Annotated in this window: 23 protein-coding genes; 21 read left to right on the top strand and 2 right to left on the bottom strand. The window is 56.6% G+C overall.

Going from position 1 to position 19,573, the window contains the following annotated elements; translation table 11 throughout:
- Positions 1 to 29 precede the first annotated feature (29 nt).
- The 10 genes from lpxC to xseA are packed head-to-tail and all read left to right on the top strand — an operon-like array spanning position 30 to position 8,812.
- On the top strand, positions 30 to 914 hold the full coding sequence (gene lpxC / locus AB1763_01135; GenBank protein ID MEW5831428.1) for a UDP-3-O-acyl-N-acetylglucosamine deacetylase: 885 nt from the start codon (positions 30 to 32) through the stop codon (positions 912 to 914).
- Entirely contained in the window at positions 907 to 1,359 is a 453-nt protein-coding gene (locus AB1763_01130) for a hypothetical protein (GenBank protein MEW5831427.1), read from the top strand. Before lpxC ends, AB1763_01130 begins: the two co-directional genes overlap by 8 nt.
- A 9-nt stretch (positions 1,360 to 1,368) precedes the next feature.
- Positions 1,369 to 2,250, top strand: coding sequence for a homoserine kinase (gene thrB / locus AB1763_01125; protein ID MEW5831426.1), 882 nt, complete (start codon positions 1,369 to 1,371; stop codon positions 2,248 to 2,250).
- 20 nt (positions 2,251 to 2,270) lie between these two features.
- Positions 2,271 to 2,525, top strand: a complete 255-nt coding sequence (locus tag AB1763_01120; GenBank protein ID MEW5831425.1) for a DUF448 domain-containing protein — start codon at positions 2,271 to 2,273, stop codon at positions 2,523 to 2,525.
- On the top strand, positions 2,518 to 5,040 hold the full coding sequence (infB, locus tag AB1763_01115) for a translation initiation factor IF-2 (GenBank protein ID MEW5831424.1): 2,523 nt from the start codon (positions 2,518 to 2,520) through the stop codon (positions 5,038 to 5,040). Before AB1763_01120 ends, infB begins: the two co-directional genes overlap by 8 nt.
- A complete protein-coding gene (gene rbfA, locus AB1763_01110; GenBank protein ID MEW5831423.1) occupies positions 5,037 to 5,396 on the top strand; it encodes a 30S ribosome-binding factor RbfA in 360 nt (119 codons plus the stop codon). Before infB ends, rbfA begins: the two co-directional genes overlap by 4 nt.
- Positions 5,393 to 5,821, top strand: coding sequence for a ribosome maturation factor RimP (locus tag AB1763_01105; GenBank protein ID MEW5831422.1), 429 nt, complete (start codon positions 5,393 to 5,395; stop codon positions 5,819 to 5,821). The genes rbfA and AB1763_01105 overlap by 4 nt, the downstream gene beginning before the upstream one ends.
- Positions 5,821 to 6,846, top strand: a complete 1,026-nt coding sequence (gene ribD, locus AB1763_01100) for a bifunctional diaminohydroxyphosphoribosylaminopyrimidine deaminase/5-amino-6-(5-phosphoribosylamino)uracil reductase RibD (GenBank protein ID MEW5831421.1) — start codon at positions 5,821 to 5,823, stop codon at positions 6,844 to 6,846. The genes AB1763_01105 and ribD overlap by 1 nt, the downstream gene beginning before the upstream one ends.
- Positions 6,846 to 7,556, top strand: coding sequence for a bifunctional demethylmenaquinone methyltransferase/2-methoxy-6-polyprenyl-1,4-benzoquinol methylase UbiE (ubiE, locus tag AB1763_01095; GenBank protein ID MEW5831420.1), 711 nt, complete (start codon positions 6,846 to 6,848; stop codon positions 7,554 to 7,556). Before ribD ends, ubiE begins: the two co-directional genes overlap by 1 nt.
- The gene (gene xseA, locus AB1763_01090; protein ID MEW5831419.1) at positions 7,553 to 8,812 is read left to right on the top strand and encodes an exodeoxyribonuclease VII large subunit; all 1,260 of its coding nucleotides are present in this window, start codon (positions 7,553 to 7,555) and stop codon (positions 8,810 to 8,812) included. The genes ubiE and xseA overlap by 4 nt, the downstream gene beginning before the upstream one ends.
- Here xseA and sppA read toward each other — a convergent pair.
- Both sppA and AB1763_01080 read right to left on the bottom strand, forming a co-directional pair.
- Entirely contained in the window at positions 8,799 to 9,668 is an 870-nt protein-coding gene (gene sppA / locus AB1763_01085) for a signal peptide peptidase SppA (protein ID MEW5831418.1), read from the bottom strand. The two genes, xseA and sppA, sit on opposite strands and share 14 nt — an antisense overlap.
- Positions 9,669 to 9,673: 5 nt before the next feature.
- The gene (locus AB1763_01080) at positions 9,674 to 10,888 is read right to left on the bottom strand and encodes an aminofutalosine deaminase family hydrolase (protein MEW5831417.1); all 1,215 of its coding nucleotides are present in this window, start codon (positions 10,886 to 10,888) and stop codon (positions 9,674 to 9,676) included.
- A 156-nt stretch (positions 10,889 to 11,044) separates the two neighbouring features.
- Here AB1763_01080 and AB1763_01075 point away from each other — a divergent pair, with 156 nt between their 5' ends.
- The 11 genes from AB1763_01075 (at position 11,045) to fliY (ending at position 19,573) form a co-directional block, all read left to right on the top strand.
- Entirely contained in the window at positions 11,045 to 11,404 is a 360-nt protein-coding gene (locus tag AB1763_01075; GenBank protein MEW5831416.1) for a response regulator, read from the top strand.
- A gap of 10 nt (positions 11,405 to 11,414) precedes the next feature.
- The gene (locus tag AB1763_01070; protein ID MEW5831415.1) at positions 11,415 to 12,032 is read left to right on the top strand and encodes a chemotaxis protein CheC; all 618 of its coding nucleotides are present in this window, start codon (positions 11,415 to 11,417) and stop codon (positions 12,030 to 12,032) included.
- Positions 12,032 to 13,327 carry a diguanylate cyclase gene (locus AB1763_01065; protein MEW5831414.1) on the top strand — a complete coding sequence of 432 codons (1,296 nt, stop codon included), beginning with the start codon at positions 12,032 to 12,034 and terminating at the stop codon, positions 13,325 to 13,327. The genes AB1763_01070 and AB1763_01065 overlap by 1 nt, the downstream gene beginning before the upstream one ends.
- Before the next feature lie 62 nt (positions 13,328 to 13,389).
- Positions 13,390 to 13,875, top strand: coding sequence for a type II 3-dehydroquinate dehydratase (gene aroQ / locus AB1763_01060; GenBank protein MEW5831413.1), 486 nt, complete (start codon positions 13,390 to 13,392; stop codon positions 13,873 to 13,875).
- Positions 13,875 to 14,405: a 2-amino-4-hydroxy-6-hydroxymethyldihydropteridine diphosphokinase gene (gene folK / locus AB1763_01055; protein MEW5831412.1), complete on the top strand. Its 531-nt coding sequence runs from the start codon at positions 13,875 to 13,877 to the stop codon at positions 14,403 to 14,405. Before aroQ ends, folK begins: the two co-directional genes overlap by 1 nt.
- Complete coding sequence (gene flhF / locus AB1763_01050) at positions 14,386 to 15,651, top strand: flagellar biosynthesis protein FlhF (GenBank protein ID MEW5831411.1); 1,266 nt, start codon at positions 14,386 to 14,388, stop codon at positions 15,649 to 15,651. The genes folK and flhF overlap by 20 nt, the downstream gene beginning before the upstream one ends.
- Positions 15,648 to 16,520, top strand: coding sequence for a MinD/ParA family protein (locus AB1763_01045; GenBank protein MEW5831410.1), 873 nt, complete (start codon positions 15,648 to 15,650; stop codon positions 16,518 to 16,520). The genes flhF and AB1763_01045 overlap by 4 nt, the downstream gene beginning before the upstream one ends.
- 66 nt (positions 16,521 to 16,586) lie before the next feature.
- Positions 16,587 to 16,910, top strand: a complete 324-nt coding sequence (locus tag AB1763_01040) for a hypothetical protein (protein MEW5831409.1) — start codon at positions 16,587 to 16,589, stop codon at positions 16,908 to 16,910.
- A complete protein-coding gene (locus tag AB1763_01035; protein MEW5831408.1) occupies positions 16,907 to 17,599 on the top strand; it encodes an RNA polymerase sigma factor FliA in 693 nt (230 codons plus the stop codon). The genes AB1763_01040 and AB1763_01035 overlap by 4 nt, the downstream gene beginning before the upstream one ends.
- Complete coding sequence (gene fliM, locus AB1763_01030) at positions 17,599 to 18,696, top strand: flagellar motor switch protein FliM (GenBank protein ID MEW5831407.1); 1,098 nt, start codon at positions 17,599 to 17,601, stop codon at positions 18,694 to 18,696. The genes AB1763_01035 and fliM overlap by 1 nt, the downstream gene beginning before the upstream one ends.
- Entirely contained in the window at positions 18,689 to 19,573 is an 885-nt protein-coding gene (gene fliY, locus AB1763_01025) for a flagellar motor switch protein FliY (protein MEW5831406.1), read from the top strand. Before fliM ends, fliY begins: the two co-directional genes overlap by 8 nt.

The raw sequence follows: 19,573 nt of genomic DNA, 5'->3' as shown, positions 1-19,573 counted from the left end.
CGGCCCGTCCGAGAGAAGGAAAACAGACCATGATGCAAACTACGATAGGAAAAAGTGTCGAACTGGTCGGGATCGGTTTGCACAAAGGCTCCCCGGTACGGCTGCGACTGGAGCCGCTGGCCCCAAACAGCGGTATCGTTTTTTACCGCAGCGACGCGGGGGTCACGATTCCCCTGGAACCTTCCAACGTCGTCGATACGAAAATGGCGACCGTCATCGGGCGCGAAGGGGTGACGATTTCGACGATCGAGCACATGCTCTCGGCGATCTACGCCTACGGGATCGACAACCTCCGCATCATCGTCGATGCGGACGAAGTCCCCGTGATGGACGGCTCTTCGGTCAGCTACTGCATGCTGCTCGATGAGGCCGGTGTCGTACAGCAGGACATCCCCAAGAAGATCCTGCGTATCAAAAAAGAGGTGAGTGTTCAGGAAGGGGATAAGTACGTCAAGCTGATCCCCTCGAACGACATGAATTACGATTTTACGATCAAATTTTCCCATCCTGTCATCGACCGTCAGAGCTACGTGCTGAAATTCACCAAAGAGAATTACAAAAACGAGATCGCGCGGGCCCGGACATTCGGCTTCGTTCACGAGGTGCAGTACCTCCGCTCGGTCGGTCTGGCGCTGGGGGGAAGTTTGGAGAACGCCGTCGTTCTCGACGACAAAAAAGTGCTCAACCCCGAAGGGCTCCGCTTCGGGGACGAATTCGTCCGTCACAAGATCCTCGACGCGATCGGCGACATGTCGCTGATCGGGATGAATTTTATCGGGAACTACGAAGCGTTTGCGGGGAGCCACGATCTCAACCACAAACTCACCCTGGCGCTGCTCAAAGATCCTGCCAACTACGAGATCGTCGAACTCTCGTCGGTCGAATCGAAAGAGCTGGCCAAAGCGTATGCATGATGCGCTGATCGTCGCGCTCTCTTCGCCCGTTCTCGTCGGCATCTATGAAAACGGTGTCCTGGTCGAGGAGATCCGCAGCGAGGGGATGAGTTCGGAGGTGTTGGCCGAGATTTTCGAGCCGCTGCTGGAACGCTACCGTTTTCGCACCCTCATCTACGCCAAAGGACCGGGGAGTTTCATGGGGATCAAGGTGAGCTATCTGTTCCTCAAAACCCTCAGCATCGTCAAAAATATCCCCCTTTTGGCGACGGATGCGTTTTTTTTCAACGAAAACCGCCCCATCAAAGCAGTTGGAAAGCTCTATTTTGTTAAAAATAGCTCAACGATTACGCTAGAACCGCTCGAATCTCCCGATTGCGGAGTTTTTTCCCTACCGAAGCGGATCGACGCAAAAAATTTTGACACGGACAATCTCCCCTATTACGGGATTGATGCCGTAGGATAAGGAAAGTATTTGTTCGTCAGCGTACCTGCCACCAGTGCCAACCTTGGACCCGGATTCGATTCGCTGGGACTTGCCGTCGATCTGCGTAACCAGGTCGAACTCGTCCCTTCCCGCTTTTTCGCCGTTTCGATCAAAGGGGAAGGGGAGAACAACCCCCGTCTCAAAGGGAACAATCTGTTCGTGAGCATTTTTAACGAACACTACCGCCGTCTTACCCAGAAACGGCAGAATTTCAAATTCACGTTTTACAACCAGATTCCGATGTCGCGCGGGCTGGGTAGCTCTTCGGCCGTGATCGTCAGCGCGATCAGCTGCGCCCACGAGGCGGCCGGAGTGAAAGTCTCCAAACGCCGCATCCTCAACCACGCCCTTGTGTACGAAAGCCATCCCGACAACATCACTCCCGCCGTGATGGGGGGCTTCAATGCGGCGATGGTCGAAAAACAGAAAGTCTTTTCGCAGCAAAAACATCTCCCCGACTATCTCAAAGCGGTCGTCGTCATCCCCAACAAACCGATCTCGACGGCCAAGTCCCGTACCACGCTGCCCCGTTCGTACAGCAAGGAAAACGCCGTTTTCAACCTCTCCCATACGGCCGTGACGGTGGGGGCGTTTTTCAACGAGGACTGGGAAATGCTCCGTCTTGCGACCCAGGACCGGTTTCATCAGAAAGTACGGATGAAGATGCTCCCCGAGCTGTTCGCGGTACAGAAGATGGCGTACGACAACGGGGCGCTGATGTCGACCCTTTCGGGGAGCGGTTCGACCTTTTTCAATATGGTCTACGATCAGGACGCAGAATCCCTGGCCCAGAAATTCAAAGCCGAATTTACCGATTTTGAGGTGAAAATTCTCAGCTTTGACAACGACGGACTGATCGTCGAGCGTTAATAAAGAAAGTATTGGCTATAATGGCGCAAAAGTTACATCAGCCCGTACGTATGTGCGTAGTGTGCCGCGAACGTTTCGCGCAGTCGGCTCTCTTGCGTCTACAATGCCGGGAAGGTTCGCTCGAACCCTACGGCGGTGAAGGGAGAAGTTTTTACCTCTGCCCTTCGTGCACCCACCATAAAAAAACTCCGGGCCAGCTGGCCCGCCAGTGCAAACACGGCGGAACGGAGATGCTAATGAATCGGTTAAAGGAGATCATCGTTAATGATGGATAAAGTCAGAGTTCATGAAATCGCCAAGGAACTTGGTATCAATTCCAAGGAGGTCGTGGACAAAGCCGCCGCAATGGGGTTGAACGTCAAAACCGCTTCGAGTTCGGTTTCGATCGAAGAGGCCGAGCAGATCATGAACTATATCATGAGCGGGGCGTCTGCGGAGAGCGCCGCATCCAAATCCCCGGCGAAACCGACTCCGGCCGAAGAAGCGCCGGCGGCTGCGGTAGCAGAAGAGACCCCGGCACCCAAGACGGTTGAAGAAACGGCCGCCGAATCGGCTCCGGCGGAAGAAGCCGAGCCTCAGAAACGTTCGGGCCTCAAAATCGTCAAGAAAAAGCGTCCCAGTGAAGAAGAGATCCAGGCCATCCAGCGTGAAGAGCGCGCGGCCGCCGTTTCGCAGTACGGCAAGCTGAGCCCCGAAGCCCAGCGCGAGCTTGAGGCCAAACGTGCCAAAAAAGCCCAAAGCGCGGCCCCCGTGCAGAAAAAAGAGCAGGGTGTCAAGCTCGACATCTTCGGCGGCGATATCTCCGACGTGTCGATGGACTACGAGGACGAGCAGGTCGTATTGCTCGATTTCAGCGACCTGAACGCGAAAGTCGAACCCGAAGAAGAGCCGCAAAAACCCAAAGAGAAAAAACCGATCGGGCGCAATTCGGGCAAAAAACAGGGTGCGAACAAAAACAGACCCCGCCAGGTAGCGCGGGAAGCCCGTAAAAAATACACCAAAGAGAGCAAAGAAGAAGAAGCGGTCACGCACGTCGAAATCCCCGAAGACATCCGTGTATACGAGTTCGCCGAAAAGATCCGGCAGCCTCTGGCCGAAGTGATCAAAATTCTTTTCAACCTCGGAATGATGGTCACGAAAAACGACTTCCTCGGAAAAGACGAGATCGAGATCCTTGCCAGCGAATTCGGCGTCGAAGTGACGACGATCGATCCCAAGGACGCTTTCAACCTCGAAGAGGCGTACGAAGAGATCGCGGCCGAAGACGAAGCGGGAATGGAAGAACGCCCGCCGGTCATTACCATCATGGGGCATGTCGACCACGGTAAAACCTCACTCCTCGACGCGATCCGCAACGCCCGCGTCGCCGCCGGCGAAGCGGGAGGGATTACGCAGCACATCGGGGCTTACTCGGTCGAGCAGCACGGCAAGCTTATCACGTTCCTCGATACCCCGGGGCACGAAGCGTTCAGCGCGATGCGTTCACGCGGGGCGCAGCTGACCGACATCATCGTCATCGTCGTTGCGGCGGATGACGGGGTGAAACCGCAGACGCGCGAATCGGTCAAACACGCCAAAGAGGCAAACGTTCCGGTGATCGTAGCGGTCAACAAAATGGACAAACCCGGCGCCAACCCCGACATGGTCAAAGCACAGATGGCCGAACTGGGACTGAATCCCGTCGAGTGGGGCGGAGACGTTGAATTTGTCGGCGTATCGGCCAAAGCGATGACGGGGATCGACGAGCTGCTCGAAGCGATTTTGCTGCAGGCCGAAGTGATGGAACTGCGCGCCAACCCCAAAGCGATGGCCAAAGCGGTCGTCGTCGAAAGTACCCTCGAAAAAGGACGCGGTCCGGTCGCGACGGTCATCGTCCAAAACGGTACCCTCAGCGTCGGAGACAACATCGTCTGCGGAAGTGCATTCGGACGGGTACGGGCCCTGATCAACGACCGCAAGGCGCAGCTCAAAAAAATCGGACCGAGCGAAACGGCCGTTGTCGTCGGTCTCAACGAAGTTCCCCCTTCAGGCGAGATCATGCTGGCGATGCCAAGCGACAAAGAAGCGCGCGAATACGCTCAGAAACGCTACGAATACGACCGTCACCGCGAACTCTCGCACAGTACGAAAACGACGCTGGACGAACTCACCTCGCTGATCGCCGAAGGGCGCCTCAAAGCGCTTAAGGTGGTCCTCAAAACCGACGTTCACGGCTCACTCGAAGCGATCAAGAACTCGCTCGCCGAACTGCGTAACGAAGAGGTCAAAGTCGACGTCATTTCCAGCGGCGTGGGCGGTATCACCGAAAACGACGTCGCGCTGGTCAACAACAGTGAAAACTGCGTCCTGATCGGATTCAATGTACGACCGACCGGAAACGTGAACGCGATGGCCAAACAGATGGGCGTCAACATCAAGACCTATTCGATCATTTATCAGCTGATCGACGACATTACGGCGATGCTGACGGGCATGATGGCTCCGAAATTCCGCGAAGAGAATACCGGTCAGGCCGAAGTGCGTGATACGTTCCCGCTGCCCAAAGGGGGCACCGTCGCGGGTTGTGTCGTTGTGGACGGTAAACTCGTACGCGGCGGAATGGTCCGCGTAATCCGCGAAGGCGTCGTGATCCACGAAGGCGACCTGACGTCGCTCAAACGTTTCAAAGACGACGTCAAAGAGGTCGCCAAAGGATTCGACTGCGGTGTCGTACTTGACGGATACACCGACGTCCGCGTTGGCGACGTTATCGAAACTTTCACGAAAATTGAGACGAAAGTAACGCTGTGACACCCGCAGAAATCAAACTCAAACGGACCGAATCGGTTCTCAAAGAGCTGATTCCCGAGGCGATTTCGCAACTCTCCGACGAGCGGCTGCGCGAAGTCGACGTCGTCGACGTTCAGTGTTCCAAAGGGCGAAGTGACGCCAAGGTCTATCTTGACCCGAGCGTTTTTTCTCCCGAAGAGCAGCGTGTTTTCCTCAAGCTCCTCGAAAAAGCACGCCCCCTGATCGAAGAGTACTGCATGCGCGAGCAGGGGTGGTTCCGTTCGCCGAAGCTGGCGTTCGTCTTTGACGATACGCTCGAAAGAAGCAAAAAAATCGAAGCGCTGTTCGCCCAGATCGCCAAGGAGAAGAAAGAATGAGTCTCGAAACCGATATCCAAAAAATGGTCGAATCGATCGGGCTTTCCCTGTACGATACGGCGATCCTGAATGAAAACGGACACACGATTTTCCGCGTCAGCGTCACGGCGCCCGGCGGGGTCAACCTCGATCAGTGCGTCGAAGCGACCCACCTGATTTCGCCCCTGCTCGACGTCACGCCTCCGGTCGGCGGAGAGTACCGCCTTGAAGTGAGTTCTCCGGGGATTGAGCGTAAACTCAAGACGCTGGAACACTTCAAACGTTCGATCGGCGAAAAAGTAGTCCTCTCGACCATGGAAAAAGAGAAGTACGAAGGGGAACTCTCCGCCGTCGAAGGCGAAGAGATTCTTCTTCAGACCGCTGAAGGGGAGAAAAAGATCCCTTTCCGCTCCATCAGCAAGGCCAAAACCTACTTCGAGTGGTAATGGAACGCTCACTCCCCGCCCACCCGATGCGACTCGCGCTCGATGCGGCGTGGGAATATCAGTTGCTCACTTTTCCCAACCCCGCCGTCGGTGCCGTCTGTATCGGCCCCTCGGGCGAGATCCTCTCGGTCGGTGCCCACAAAAAAGCGGGCGGCCCCCATGCGGAAGTCTACGCCCTGCGCGATGCGTATACCCGCCTCAGCGGCGATACGGACATCGCGGAGTGCGACGACGCGCATCTCCTCCACGATTACCTCCGGACGCACCACAACGGTATTTTTCACGACGTTTCCATGGCCGTGACGCTCGAGCCGTGTTCCCACAGCGGTAAAACCCCTTCGTGCGCGATGCTGATCCGCGACCTGGGGATCAAACGCGTCGACATCGCCTGCAAGGATCCCAACCCCGCAGCCGCGGGGGGAGCCCGGATACTGACGGATTCGGGAATCGCATGCACTGCGGGGGTGATGGAAGAGGAAGGCAAAGCGTTGCTGGAACCGTTTTCGCGGTGGCAGAACGGGACGTTTGCATTTTTCAAATGGGCCCAGAGACTCGACGGTACCGTAGACGGCGGCATCATCAGCTCCTATGGTTCACGTACCCACGTACACGATCTTCGAGACAAATGCGATCTGCTGGTCATCGGCGGCAACACGGTACGCTGTGACCGACCGACCCTCGATGCCCGGATGGTCGGCGGCCGCGCCCCGGATGTACTGATCTACTCGCGCGGGGGCGATTTTGACCCCTCGATCCCCCTGTTTAGCGTCAGTGGCCGGAAGGTTTACATCGAGTCTACGCTGGAGAGGATCCGCGACTACCGCCTCGTGATGATCGAGGGGGGCGCGGGTATGATGGCCGCGTGTGCACCGCATTGTGACTGGTATCTGAGTTACATTGCCCCAAGATCGGGGGGCGGATCGGTCGGAATGCGAAGCGTTACAGAGGAGTTTGAGGTACTGCACGCTACAATCCCTGACGATATACGCCTTTGGATGAAAACCATACGAAAGAAGCCTGAGTGATGACCAAGCAAGAAAAAATTGTCTCGATGTTCAATGACATCGCGCCCACGTACGATACCGCGAACCGCGTCCTCAGCATGGGAGTCGATACATTCTGGCGGCGCAAGGCATGCGATCTGGCATACGGGTATTGCCCCTCCAAGCGTCTCGACGCGATCGTCGACGTCGCCTGCGGCACGGGGGACATGATGGGATACTGGCAACGCCGCGCCCAAAAAGCGGGCGTCGGTGTCGGTGAAATCGTCGGCGTCGATCCGAGCGAGGGGATGGTCGGTGTCGGACGGGAAAAGTTTCCCGATCTGGCGTTTACGATCGCCCCGGCGACCGCCATTCCGCGAAACGACACTTCGGCCGACATCATCAGTATCTCTTACGGCATCCGAAACGTCGTCGAGCGTGAAAAAGCACTGGATGAATTCAACCGCGTCCTCAAGCCGGGGGGGCTCGTCGTGATTCTGGAATTCATGAAAAACGAGAACCCTTCGGTACTGGGAAAAATCCGTGACTGGTACATGAACAACGTCCTCCCGCGAGTCGGCGGGCTGATCTCGAAGAACTACGAAGCGTACCGCTACCTTCCCGACTCGATCGAAGGGTTTCTCACCGTCGGCAAAATGACGCAGGAACTGGAAGCGGCGGGGTTCGAGATGCTCTACGCCAAAAGCTTCTCGATGGACATCTCCACACTGCTGATCGCCCGCAAAAAATGACCCCCGCCCTCAGCGTCTCTTCGCTCAACGAACAGATCAAAACGCTGCTCGAAACCTCGTTCGAATACGTTAGCGTGGAAGGGGAACTCTCCCGCATCACCCACCACGGCAGCGGACACATCTATTTCACCCTCAAAGACGCCGAATCCTCCATCAAATGCGTGATGTTCCGGGGCAACGCCTCTCGGCTCAAATTCCGCCTCGAAGAGGGGGCGCGGGTCGTGATCCACGGTGCCCTGTCGCTTTACAAGCCCCGGGGAGAATACCAGATCAACTGCTTCGGTGCGGAACCTTACGGGCAGGGTGCGCTCTCGGTCGCGTTCGAGCAGCTCAAACAGCGTCTCGAGGCCAAGGGGTATTTCGACACCGAACGGAAAAAAAGTTTTCCCAAATTTCCCCGGACGATTGTTTTGGTCACCTCCGCAACCGGAGCCGCGCTTCAGGACATGCAGCGGGTGAGCGTCCATCGCTGGCCGCTGGTACGGCTTATCGTCCTGGACGTTCTGGTACAGGGGGAGCGTGCCGCGGCCCAGATTGCCGGAGCGCTGCGGTACGCCGATACGCTGGGAGCCGATGCCGTCGTTGCCGCGCGCGGAGGCGGGAGTATCGAAGATTTGTGGCCGTTTAACGAAGAGATTGTCGCCGACGCGATCTACGCGATGCAGACTCCCGTCGTTTCCGCGGTCGGACACGAGATCGACTGGGTCATCAGCGACTATGTCGCGGACCTGCGCGCGCCGACCCCAAGCGCGGCGATGCAGATGCTGCTGCCCGATCGAAACGAACTCTTTCAGACGATCGACGAAATGCGCTACGGCGCTTTCCATCTGATCTCCCAGCGGCTCGAACGCAAACGTGAGCAACTGCACATGATGCAAGAGGCATTTAAACGCCACGGGATCGAGCACCGTCTGGCGCTCCAAAAAGAGGCCGTCGCCGAACTGACAAAACGTTTCGGGATGCAGATCGCGCAAAAACTGCGATCGGGGGTTCAGGAACTGCCGACGCTCAAAGAACGGTTCGAGCGCGAAATCCTTCAGCGCCTGCGGGAAAAGCAGAGTATGATCGTTCAGATGACAAACGCCTACGAGGCTCAGCATCCCAAACACAAAAACAAAAGCGGTTTTGCCCAGATCACACGGGAAGGAAAAGTGGTCGATCTCGACGCCCTGGGCATCGGTGAGCGTTTCGAGGCGATGAACGACCGGCGCGTTGTCCGCGCCGAGGTGATCGAATCGCGCCCTATTTCAGGGTAAGAGCGGGAAACCACGTGTACGCCGTCGCGGCACCCTCGACGGCAAACCGTTTGAAAAATTTCTCCATCGGGTCTTCGCGGTTCCAGACGGGATCGCTTACTTTGGCCAGTTCGGCGAGCCGTTTCTTGGCGTCGTACTCCACGCCCAGCTTATCGACGAGCCCCACTTTCTGCGCCTGTGCCGCGGTGAAAATGTGGGCGTCGGCGTAAGTTCCGCTTTGGTGCGGGTCAAGGCGGCGTGCGCGGGCGACGTCGCGCACGAACATATCGTACGTCCCGGTGATGACTTTGTCGAGTTCGGCTTTTTCGTGGGGTTTCCACGCCCGGTCGAACGTTCCGACCTGCTTGTAGCTTCCCGCGTGGACCACCTGGGTTTTGACTCCCACTTTTTCCATCAGCCCCGAGATGTCGGCCCCTTCGATGATCACCCCGATCGAGCCGATCATACTGCCGGGATTGGCGATGATCTCATTTCCCCAGATCCCCGCGTAATACCCTCCGCTGGCCATCATCCCCGAGGCGTAGACGACGACGGGTTTGGCTGAGCGCAGGCGTTTGATCGCGTAGGCGATTTCGACCGAAGGGGCAACCGCGCCGCCGGGAGAATCGATGCAAAACAGTACTCCACGCACGTCGGGGTTTTCCTGCACCTCTTCGAGCTGTTCAAGGATGGGAGCCGCTTCGAGGATGGGGCCGGTGAGGACGATTTTTTCGAGGTTGTGCGCGGCGATTGTCTCCTCGTCCGAGGGGATCAGAAGCCATACGACGAAGAGGACCAGCAGGGTCGCCTTGAAATGGTTCTGGATAAAGACGATCAGTGCGCCGATTTTTTCGATGACGGTTTTGATCCGTTCCATTCGCGTTATCCTTTGACTTTATTTCCTTCGATGTAGACCGATTCGATCGTCGGGCGGCGCAGCAGCAGATGCAGCGGGAGCTGATCGTTCACCGGGTAGTCGATCCGCGCGACGAGCAGATCGGCATCGTAACCTTCGGAGATTGTACCACATTTGAGCCCCAGCGCATCGGCGGCGTTCCGTGTCGACGCGTCCCACAGACGGTAGGCCAGATCGAGCAGGTCGCGCTGCGGGTGCATGAAGAGTGCCGTTTTCATCTCTTCGAACAGATCGAGGGTGTAGTTCGAACTCAACCCGTCGGTTCCGCACACCCACCGTATCCCCAGCCGCTCCAGCCGCTCCAGATCGAGCGCCCCGTTGCCCAGAAGGCGGTTGGAGACCGGGCAGTGGATCAGGGTGTGCCTGCCCGCGGCGATCCGGGAGAGCTCGGCATCGTTGGCCTGAACCGCATGGGTAAAGAGGGTGGGGCAGCCCTCAAAACATTCCAAGAACGCCTCGGGAGTGTTGGCCGCGCGGCTCTGGCGGAGGAAGTTTTCGAAAAAAGGCTTGAAATCGCCGTCATTTTGATCGAGCCATTCGCGTTCGGCGGGGCTTTCCATGAAATGGGCCGTGACCCGCAGGCGGTGGGCTCTGGCATAATCGAGCGCTTTGCGGATCAGGACGGGGTGAACGGAATAGGGAGAATGGATCGCCACGGAGGGGAAAAAACCTCTTCTTGCCGTCGATTGCGAAGCGAAAAGACGTTCCTGAAAATTCGCATAAAGGGCATCCGCCATTGCGGGGTCCGAACCGATCAGTTCGTTGAAGTAGACGACCTTTTGCGGGGCGCGCACACACGCATCCAGATCGAAACCGTACGAACTGACCGCTCCGAAGGCCGTGATACCGTTGCGCAGCATCAGCGCTACCGCCTCGTCCATGCACGCTTCGCCGCAGTCGCCGATCAGTTCGTCGCGATTGGCGATCACGCTTTGAAGCCAGGGCATGAACCCCCCGTAGGTCAGCGTCGAGCGGTTGGCGGAAAACTCCAGGTGGACGTGGGGGTTGACAAGTCCCGGAAGGAGAACCGATCCCTCCCCGAGTTCGGTGCATGCCGCGCCGTATTCGCTGCGGAGTTCGCTGTTGGGTTTGAGCGCGATAACGCTCTGCTCAAAAACGACCCCGTGGTCGCGGTAAAGGGTTCCGTCGGTGAAAACGGCATCGCAGAGTAAAATGTGCACGTAAGGCCTTTTCGGGAATGGTATGAACGCGAAAAGTATAAAGCAAAATGGTTTAAAGGGTTCTGCGCTATAATCGTATCAAATACCGCCGACGCAGAACTTAATCGTCCGATGCGACGAAAGGGAGACGGTGGCGATGCAACGAAAAGAGGAAACGTGAAAATACTGGCCGTCGATGATTCCAAAGTAGCCCGATTGTTCCTGATCAAAACCCTCAAAGAGGTGGAACCCGGGGCCCAGATCCTCGAGGCGGAAAACGGTTTGGTGGCTCTGGAACTGTTCAAAGAGCATGCCCCCGATATCGTTTTCCTCGATCTCACGATGCCCGTGATGGACGGATACCAGGCACTACGCGAGATCATGGCGCTCAATCCGAAAGCACAGGTCGTGATCGTTTCGGCCGATATCCAAAGCCAGGCACAGGCTCTGGTCATGGAACTCGGGGCCAAGGCGATGGTGCCCAAACCCATTACGAGCGACAAAATGACGTCAATTTTCGAACAGCTCTCCATTTAAAAGAGGACGCATGGACCAAAACGGATTTTCAGAAGATCACCTCGACATCCTTCGGGAGTTGATGAACATCGCGATGGGGAATGCCACCGCCAGCATCGCCGATTTATTGCAGGCATTCGGGAAAATGCATATCCCCGACATCATGATCAGCGATATGGAAGGGCTGCACGGCTACCTCCACCGGACCGTTCCCGCCGACCAGCGCAGCTATGTTACCAAACAGCTTTTCGGAGGGACGTTCAGCGGCGAGTTTTTGTTTGTCATTTCCGAATCCTCGGCCCTCAACCTGGGCCATCATCTCTATGACATCGGTACCCCCTCGCAGGGAGATATCCTCGATGCGGTGATCGAATTGACCAACATTCTCAGCGCGACCATGATCAGCCGCCTGACCGAGGAACTCAACACCCGGGTACAGTTTTTCGTCCCTTCCACTGAAGTGGTCGAAGGCAACGATCTGATCAGCCCCGAAGACCGCCTCAATTATCACCGCATTATCATCATCAGTACCCAGATGGAATTTGAGAACCAGCAGATCAGCGGCCATATTTTCATCCTCACCAAAGGGGAGATGATTCTCCGTCTCAAAGAGCTGATCGACCGTAAACTCGAGGAGCTGTTTGCCTGATGCAAGTGATCCCCTACCCGAACGTCCTTCTCGATGCGCTCGAAATCGGTGTTTTCATCATCGACGAAAACTACGACGTCCGCTACTGGAACAAATGGCTCGAGATCAATACTTCGATCCCCGCGTCCGAGATCGTCGGCAAGAACCTCCGTGATTTTTACCCCCAGATCGATTACAAGGTTCTCTCCCGCAAGATCCGCACGACGTTGCGGCTCGAGTCGCCCACGTTTTACGACGCGTCGCTTCAGAACCGCTTTATCGAGATTCCCCGCACGAAGATCACGACCTCCCTGCTGCGGAACATGCAGCTGCAGGTGACCATCTCCCCCTACATTCCCGCCGAATCGTCGGTCATGGTGTCGATCTACGACATCAGCGACCTGCACGAACTGAAACTGACACTCCAGTCCCAGATGCGTCAGATCGCCGAGCTCAACGCCGAGCTCCACCGCGACCAGATGATCATCGACGCGAACCTGCTGATCGTCAAAATCGATGAAAACTGCACCGTACTCGAGGCGACGTCGGCATTCTTGGAGTTTTTCGGCTGCACCGAAGAGGAGGTGGTCGGAAAAGCACTCAACCGGATCTTCAGCGACGGGGTTGCCGATTCCGATCCGCAGATGTTCCGCAAGGCGGTGGACGCTCAGAAACGGTGGTCGGGCGAGATCAATGCGACCCGCAAGGGGGGAGAGACGGTGTGGCTTGATGCGGTGCTCACCCCCATCCTCGATGAGGAACCGCTGCGCCACACGGTTATTTTCCACGACATTAGCGACAAAAAACGGATCGAGCTCCTCTCCATCACCGACCCGTTGACCAAACTGTTCAACCGTAACAAGTTCAACGAAGTGATCGAGAACATGATCCAGCGCCGTTGCTGGAACGAGAAACACTCGTTCGCGCTGATTATCGCCGACATCGACCATTTCAAACGGATCAACGATACCTACGGTCATCCCGCCGGAGACCGCGTGCTCGTCGAGATTGCCCACCTCCTCTCCGATACGGTCCGCACCGGCGACATCCTGGCACGTTGGGGAGGCGAGGAATTCGTCTGCCTTCTCCCCGACGTCGACCGCGAGAGTGCGCTCTACACCGCCGAAAAACTGCGCGGCGTCATCGAACAAAGTCCGATCGCCGAAGTGGGGCGGGTAAGCGGATCGTTCGGGGTGGCGCTCTTCGCTCCCGGAGACACCCAGGAGAGCCTTTTGCACCGTGCCGACGAAGCGCTTTACCGGGCCAAGGCAAACGGACGAAACCGGGTCGAATACGCGGACTCCCCGGCGATTTAGTTGCTTATAAAGTAGAACCCTTTATAATCTACCCCTAAAAAAAGAGAACAAAAGGTCAGTCAATGAAAATAGTCGTAATCCAGGGGCCAAACCTCAATATGCTGGGAGTTCGGGAACAGTCGGTCTACGGTCCGATGCGTCTGGAACAGATCCATGCGCAGATGAAAGAGGTTGCCGTGCAAAACGGGATCGAGATCGAATTTTATCAAAGCAATCTCGAGGGCGAGCTGGTCGACCGTATTCAGGAATGTTACGGGGATGCGGACGGAATCATTATCAACCCCGCCGCCTACACCCACACGTCGATCGCGATCCGTGACGCCATCGCCGCGGTGAACCTGCCGACGATCGAAGTGCACATCAGCAACATCTATCGCCGCGAGGAGTTCCGCCAGAAAAGCATGACGGCGCCGGTTTGCACCTCGTCGGTGATCGGTTTCGGCCCGTTCGGATACCATCTCGCGATGGTGGGGATGATGCAGATCCTCGGTGAAATCAACGCGCTGCGTCAGGCACAGCAGCAACCGCAGGAGACGGCAGAAGCCTGATGCGCCTGTGCCGTCGGCTTGATTCCCGTCACTCCGTCTATGTGACCCCCACGTTTCCCCGGCGTTTCGGGAATGGCGGGGGGTATCGCCACCGCGCCCTGATCGGGGTCGGCGGCAACATCGGAGACACCCTCCGGCGGATCGAGCGGCTGCGCGTGGCGCTGGGACGCTCCCCGCAGGTGCGGGTAACGCGGACGGGAGCAATTTTGCGTAATCCGCCCTTCGGGTACGCGCAACAGCGCGATTTTGACAATACCGTCATCGAGATCGCGACGTCGTTGCAGCCCCGGGCGCTGCTGCGGCTCGTGTGGCGGTTCGAAAAACGGTTCGGGAGGACGCGCAGTTTTCCCAACGCGCCCCGGACGCTCGATCTGGATATTCTGTTTTTTGAGGATCGGGTGGTACAATACAAAGAGTTGATTATTCCCCACCCCCACTGGAGTGAACGATTGAGCGTGCTGATCCCTTTGCGAAGCCTGCCTTCGCCAGGAAAAACTCTACGGAGACGATATGAAAATCTTGACATTTAGCGGTTCCACCCCTGCCGAGGCGCTTAAAAAAGCGCAGTTGGAAGTGGGCGAAGAGGCGATGCTCATCGAGACCCGTGAAATACAGAAAAAGTCGCTCGGCAAGAGCGCGCTGTACGAGATTGTCGTCGGTGTCGAGGAGGGCAACGTTCCCAAAGCCAAGCCCAAAATCGAAGAACCGCTCACCAAGCAGCGTCCTCTTGCCCAAAAAAGCAGCGACGTTCTCTACAACATCTCCGAAGCGGCCAAGCAGATTTCGAAAATTGCCGAAGTGACCGAAGAAGAGAAACCGGCCGCCCGCAAAGCGCCCGCCGTGGAGACCGAAGACATCCGGCGGATCAAGGACGAGATCGAAAAACTCGGCGACAAGGTGAAGCTGATCCAGAACATGTTCTGGGATGAGAAAGCACCGCGGCTGCAGAACGCCATTCCCCCCGAGTTCGCCGAAATCTATCGTCTCGCCCGCGAGAGCGGGATGGACCAGAATCACCTTGACCAGATTATGCAGCTCACCCTCGAGCATATGCCCTCCAAAATGCGGGAGAGCTCCGAAACGGTGAAACGCTATTTCCAGGTACTGCTGCGCAAAATGGTCCCGGTTCGGTTGGAAAGCGCCCCCAAAAGCGGAGCGAAAAAAGTGATTATGCTCGTGGGCCCCACCGGGGTGGGAAAAACCACGTCGATCGCGAAGCTTGCCGCCCGTTTTTCGTATCTGCTCGAGAAAAAGTACAAAGTGGGGCTGGTGGTCCTCGATACCTACCGGATCGGGGCGGTCGAGCAGCTGATGCAGTACGCCCGGATGATGAAACTGGGGATCGAAACGGTCGTGGACCCGCCGGAGTTTTCGAATGCGCTCAACGCGCTCCGTTACAGCGATTACATCCTGATCGACACGATGGGCTCGTCGCCCTACGACAAGGGAAAAATCGAAAAGATCTACGAGTGCCTCCGCGCCAACGACACCGAATACAGCGTCGACGTCGTGCTGGTCATGCCCAGTTCGATCAAATACGAAGACCTCAAAGCGACGTACGACAATTTCGCGCCGCTGGGGATCGATACGATGATGTTCACCAAGCTGGATGAAACGCGCGGTTTCGGGAACATCTTTTCGCTGGTGTATGAGACGAAGGTGCCGGTAAGCTATTTTTCGGTCGGACAGGAAGTTCCCGAAGACCTTGTGGTCGCGACCAGCGACTTTTTGGTCGATTGCCTGCTGCACGGCTTCCGTAAAGGGGCGACCGCATGATCCATCAGGCCGCGAAACTCGAAGCGCTGGTGAGTCAGAACCGCAGGCCCACCGCCAAAAAAACCCGTTTCATCGCGATCACCAGCGGCAAGGGCGGGGTCGGAAAAAGTACGATCAGCTCGAACATGGCCTATCTAATGGCCAAATACGGTCTCAAAGTCGGGATTTTCGACGCCGATATCGGGTTGGCGAACCTGGACGTGATGTTCAACGTCAAAATCCAGAAGAACATTCTCCATGTTCTCAAAGGAGAAGCGGGGGTTGCCGATATCCTCGTCCCGATCGAGAAAAATCTGGTTCTGATCCCCGGCGAAAGCGGCGAAGAGATTTTCAAGTACGCTTCGGGCGGGCTGTTCGAGCGTTTCATGGACGAAGCCGAAGTGCTGGAGGACCTCGACGTTATGATCATCGATACGGGGGCGGGGATCGGCGAACACATCCAGCTCTTTTTGCGGGCGTGCGACGATGTCATCGTTGTCACGGTCCCCGATCCGGCGGCGATTACCGACGCGTACGCGACGATCAAGGTCACCTCGCGCCTGCGCGAGGAGATCAACGTGATCATGAACCAGGTGCGCAGCGCCAAAGAGGCCGAGGCGCTGTTCGAGAAGATCAACAAGGTCGCACAGGCCAACATCGGACCTTCGCTCCGGCTCAACTACCTGGGGCAGGTGTCGAACGATCCGAAGATTTCGACGAGCGTCAAAAAACGGGCTCTATTCGCCCGCGATTTTCCGACGGCGACCCCGACGGGTGAACTGGAGATGATCGTCAAGCGGATTGCGAGAAAATTGGAACGGAATGTGCTAGTTGACCCCAAAGAGAGCGGTTTGGGCGGGTTGTTCAAACGGCTTATGGACCATTTTTAATCCACGGGGCGCACGTCGGTTGCGGCCGTCTCTTTTGAACAGATACCGAAGCAAGGATAAAAAGAAATGCGGGGCTCGAATTTTGTCTCTTTCATAACGGCACAGGGCTTTTTTATCGGCATTGTTTTTGGGATCATCAAATCAGAAAACGCGGAAGAGTTTTTGGGATTCGTAATCATGGTGAGCCTCTTTTTCTACCTGTTCGCCCACCTGGTCGTCGGACTTTATTTCCAGGCGCTGGGGATCAAGCCCAGCTCGTTCCCCAAACATTCGCACGAGCACAACCTCGATTTCTTCGTCCGCGAGATCAATAAGCGCGAACAGTTTATCGACGCGTTCTACGCCAATAAAGCCGAACTGCTCGACGAGAACCCCCGGAGTTCCTCATGAGCGGAGCCAACGCCTACACCGAAAATCTCAAACACAAGGAAGACCAGCTGGCAATCCAGTATCTTCCGGCGGTGAAGGCAATGTCGTTCCGGCTCAAAGAACGGCTCCCCAGTTCGATCGATTACATGGACCTGTGCGCGATCGGGACCGAAGAGCTTGTAAAACTCGCCCGTCGCTACGACGATTCGCAGAACGATTCGTTCTGGGGATACGCCAAAACGCGGGTGTACGGGGCGATGCTCGACTACCTCCGATCGCTCGATATGGTGAGCCGATCCAGCCGTCGCCTGATCAAAGACATCGATAATGCGATAGAATTGTATCTGGCTGATCACGACGAAGAGCCCAGCGATGCGGAACTCTCCCGTATGCTCGGCGTCGAGGAGGAAAAAATTCACGAAGCCCGTATCGCTTCGGACATTTATACGGTCCTGCCGCTGGACGACCAGCTGGGGACTCCCGAGCAAGAAGGGGTGCTGGAACGGATCGAGCATGAGGATCTGATCGAGGCGATTAAAGAGGTTTTGATGGGCTTTGACGAACGCGAGCAGATGATCATCCAGCTCTATTATTTCGAGGAACTGACCCTCAAAGAGATCAGTGAGATCGTCAACATCACCGAATCGCGCATTTCGCAGATTCATAAATCGGTGATCCGACGGATCAAAGACGCGGTAGGAGGACGATAATGGCTGACATTCTGTCGCAAGAAGAGATCGACGCCCTCCTCGACGTTGTCGACGACGAGGGGGATGCGGCGCTGGACGCGGGGGAAGAGACCCTTTTCCCCCAGCGCCAGATCACCCTGTACGATTTCAAACGTCCCAACCGGGTTTCGAAAGAGCAGCTGCGCGCCTTCCGGGGTATCCATGACAAGATGGCCCGCTCCATCGCATCGCAGATTTCGGCGATCATGCGTTCGATCGTCGAGATTCAGCTCCATTCGGTCGACCAGATGACGTACGGGGAGTTTTTGATGTCGCTTCCCAACCCCACGAGCTTCAACGTCTTTTCGATGAAGCCGCTGGAAGGAAACGGGGTTTTGGAGATCAACCCTTCGATTGCGTTCCCGATGCTCGACCGCATCCTGGGGGGAAAAGGGGAACCGTTCGAGACGAACCGCGAGTTTTCCGACATCGAGCTCTCCTTGTTCGAGACGATTTTGCGGGTGATGATGGGAACCCTGCGCGAAGCGTGGGGACCGGTCACCGATCTCTACCCTCAGGTGGAATCGAAAGAATCGAGTCCCAATGTCGTCCAGATCGTCGCGCAGAACGAAATCGTCGTCATGGTCGTCATGGAGATCATTATCGGGCACAGTTCGGGGATGATGAACATCTGTTATCCGGTCATCGCACTTGAACCGATTCTCCCCAAACTCGCCAGCCGCGACCTGATGCTCAACGAGACCAGTTCGAAAAAAAGCCGGAACCAGGAGCTGCAGGTGCTGCTTGGGGGGGCGCACGTCAATGTGGACGTCAATCTCGGGACGGCGGAACTGAGCCTGAACGAACTGCTCGATCTCAAAGAAGGGGACATTATTCGTCTCAACGTCCCCGCCGACGACATGGTTCAGGTGAGCGTGGACGGCAAAGAGCGTTTCACGGGACAGATGGGGCTTCGCCGGTTCCGAAAATCGGTTCAGGTCACCTCGGTCATCGACACCGAAAAAGATGCCGTTAAACGGGCGCTTAAAGAGTTTGAAGTCAAACGCAAAGAACGGATCAGCGGGGTCAAGGACATTATCCGCGGGCCATTAGAGGATGAGGAGGAAGAAGATGAGTGATTTTGCCGGAATATATGCCCAGGAAGCGGTTGCGACGATCGAGGGGCTGACGGGGCAGACACCCAGAATCGCCCTCAAAGAGGCCGAAGACATTTCGATCGTCTCCAACGTCATCCCTCCGATCGCATTGGTGCACGTCAGTTTCACCGGCGACGCGTCAGGAAAAGGGATCGTTATGATGCCGCCGCAGCTGGCGACGGCGCTGGGGGACATGATGCTCGGCGGCGACGGCGAGGGGCAGGACACGATGTCGGACGAGGATATGGATGCGGTCAAAGAGATCGTTTCCAACATCGTCGGGGCGATGAGTACGACGTTGGGATCGCAAAAAGAGCTTCCCAAGTTTACGATCAAGCCGGAAAAAGCGGAATTCATCCCCGAAAACGGGGAAGTGCACCTGGACCGCTACGCCAAAATGTTCGTCTTTACGTTTTCGCTGGGAACCATCGAATCGTTGATGATGTTCGCGATCGATTCGGCGATCAACGATGCTCTCAGCGGCCCTTCCGCACCGGCACAGAGCAGTGCGCCCGGATCGGCCTCGTCATCCAAAGGCGCCGGAATTTTTGATGCCCCCGCCGAAGAGCGTGCGGTCAAGCTCGAAGAGAACGAAATGAAAAACATTTCGCTCATCATGGACGTCAAACTCCCGGTACGGGTGCGGATCGGAAAGAAGAAAATGCTGCTTAAAGACGTTTTGAGCATGGACATCGGTTCGGTCATCGAACTCAACCAGCTCGCCAATGACCCTCTCGATATCCTGGTCGATGACAACGTCATCGCACAGGGGGAAGTGGTGATCGTGGACGGAAACTTCGGCGTCCAGGTAACGTCGATCGGAACCAAACGGGACCGTCTGAACAAATTGAAAGGGTGA

It is taken from the genome of Campylobacterota bacterium (genome assembly GCA_040752835.1).
Lineage (GTDB): Bacteria > Campylobacterota > Campylobacteria > Campylobacterales > Sulfurimonadaceae > Sulfuricurvum.
This window is presented reverse-complemented; position numbering and strand designations above follow the sequence as displayed.

Bases quoted from the DNA above. Each gene is read 5' to 3' on its own strand.
- AB1763_01040 (MEW5831409.1), top strand. From the start codon at position 16,587: ATGCGGGGCTCGAATTTTGTCTCTTTCATAACGGCACAGGGCTTTTTT.
- AB1763_01065 (MEW5831414.1), top strand. From the start codon at position 12,032: ATGCAAGTGATCCCCTACCCGAACGTCCTTCTCGATGCGCTCGAAATC.
- lpxC (MEW5831428.1), top strand. From the start codon at position 30: ATGATGCAAACTACGATAGGAAAAAGTGTCGAACTGGTCGGGATCGGT.
- AB1763_01035 (MEW5831408.1), top strand. From the start codon at position 16,907: ATGAGCGGAGCCAACGCCTACACCGAAAATCTCAAACACAAGGAAGAC.
- AB1763_01070 (MEW5831415.1), top strand. From the start codon at position 11,415: ATGGACCAAAACGGATTTTCAGAAGATCACCTCGACATCCTTCGGGAG.
- xseA (MEW5831419.1), top strand. From the start codon at position 7,553: ATGACCCCCGCCCTCAGCGTCTCTTCGCTCAACGAACAGATCAAAACG.
- fliY (MEW5831406.1), top strand. From the start codon at position 18,689: ATGAGTGATTTTGCCGGAATATATGCCCAGGAAGCGGTTGCGACGATC.
- AB1763_01045 (MEW5831410.1), top strand. From the start codon at position 15,648: ATGATCCATCAGGCCGCGAAACTCGAAGCGCTGGTGAGTCAGAACCGC.
- AB1763_01130 (MEW5831427.1), top strand. From the start codon at position 907: ATGCATGATGCGCTGATCGTCGCGCTCTCTTCGCCCGTTCTCGTCGGC.
- folK (MEW5831412.1), top strand. From the start codon at position 13,875: ATGCGCCTGTGCCGTCGGCTTGATTCCCGTCACTCCGTCTATGTGACC.
- ubiE (MEW5831420.1), top strand. From the start codon at position 6,846: ATGACCAAGCAAGAAAAAATTGTCTCGATGTTCAATGACATCGCGCCC.
- AB1763_01105 (MEW5831422.1), top strand. From the start codon at position 5,393: ATGAGTCTCGAAACCGATATCCAAAAAATGGTCGAATCGATCGGGCTT.
- ribD (MEW5831421.1), top strand. From the start codon at position 5,821: ATGGAACGCTCACTCCCCGCCCACCCGATGCGACTCGCGCTCGATGCG.
- sppA (MEW5831418.1), bottom strand. From the start codon at position 9,668: ATGGAACGGATCAAAACCGTCATCGAAAAAATCGGCGCACTGATCGTC.
- infB (MEW5831424.1), top strand. From the start codon at position 2,518: ATGGATAAAGTCAGAGTTCATGAAATCGCCAAGGAACTTGGTATCAAT.
- aroQ (MEW5831413.1), top strand. From the start codon at position 13,390: ATGAAAATAGTCGTAATCCAGGGGCCAAACCTCAATATGCTGGGAGTT.
- fliM (MEW5831407.1), top strand. From the start codon at position 17,599: ATGGCTGACATTCTGTCGCAAGAAGAGATCGACGCCCTCCTCGACGTT.
- AB1763_01120 (MEW5831425.1), top strand. From the start codon at position 2,271: ATGGCGCAAAAGTTACATCAGCCCGTACGTATGTGCGTAGTGTGCCGC.
- flhF (MEW5831411.1), top strand. From the start codon at position 14,386: ATGAAAATCTTGACATTTAGCGGTTCCACCCCTGCCGAGGCGCTTAAA.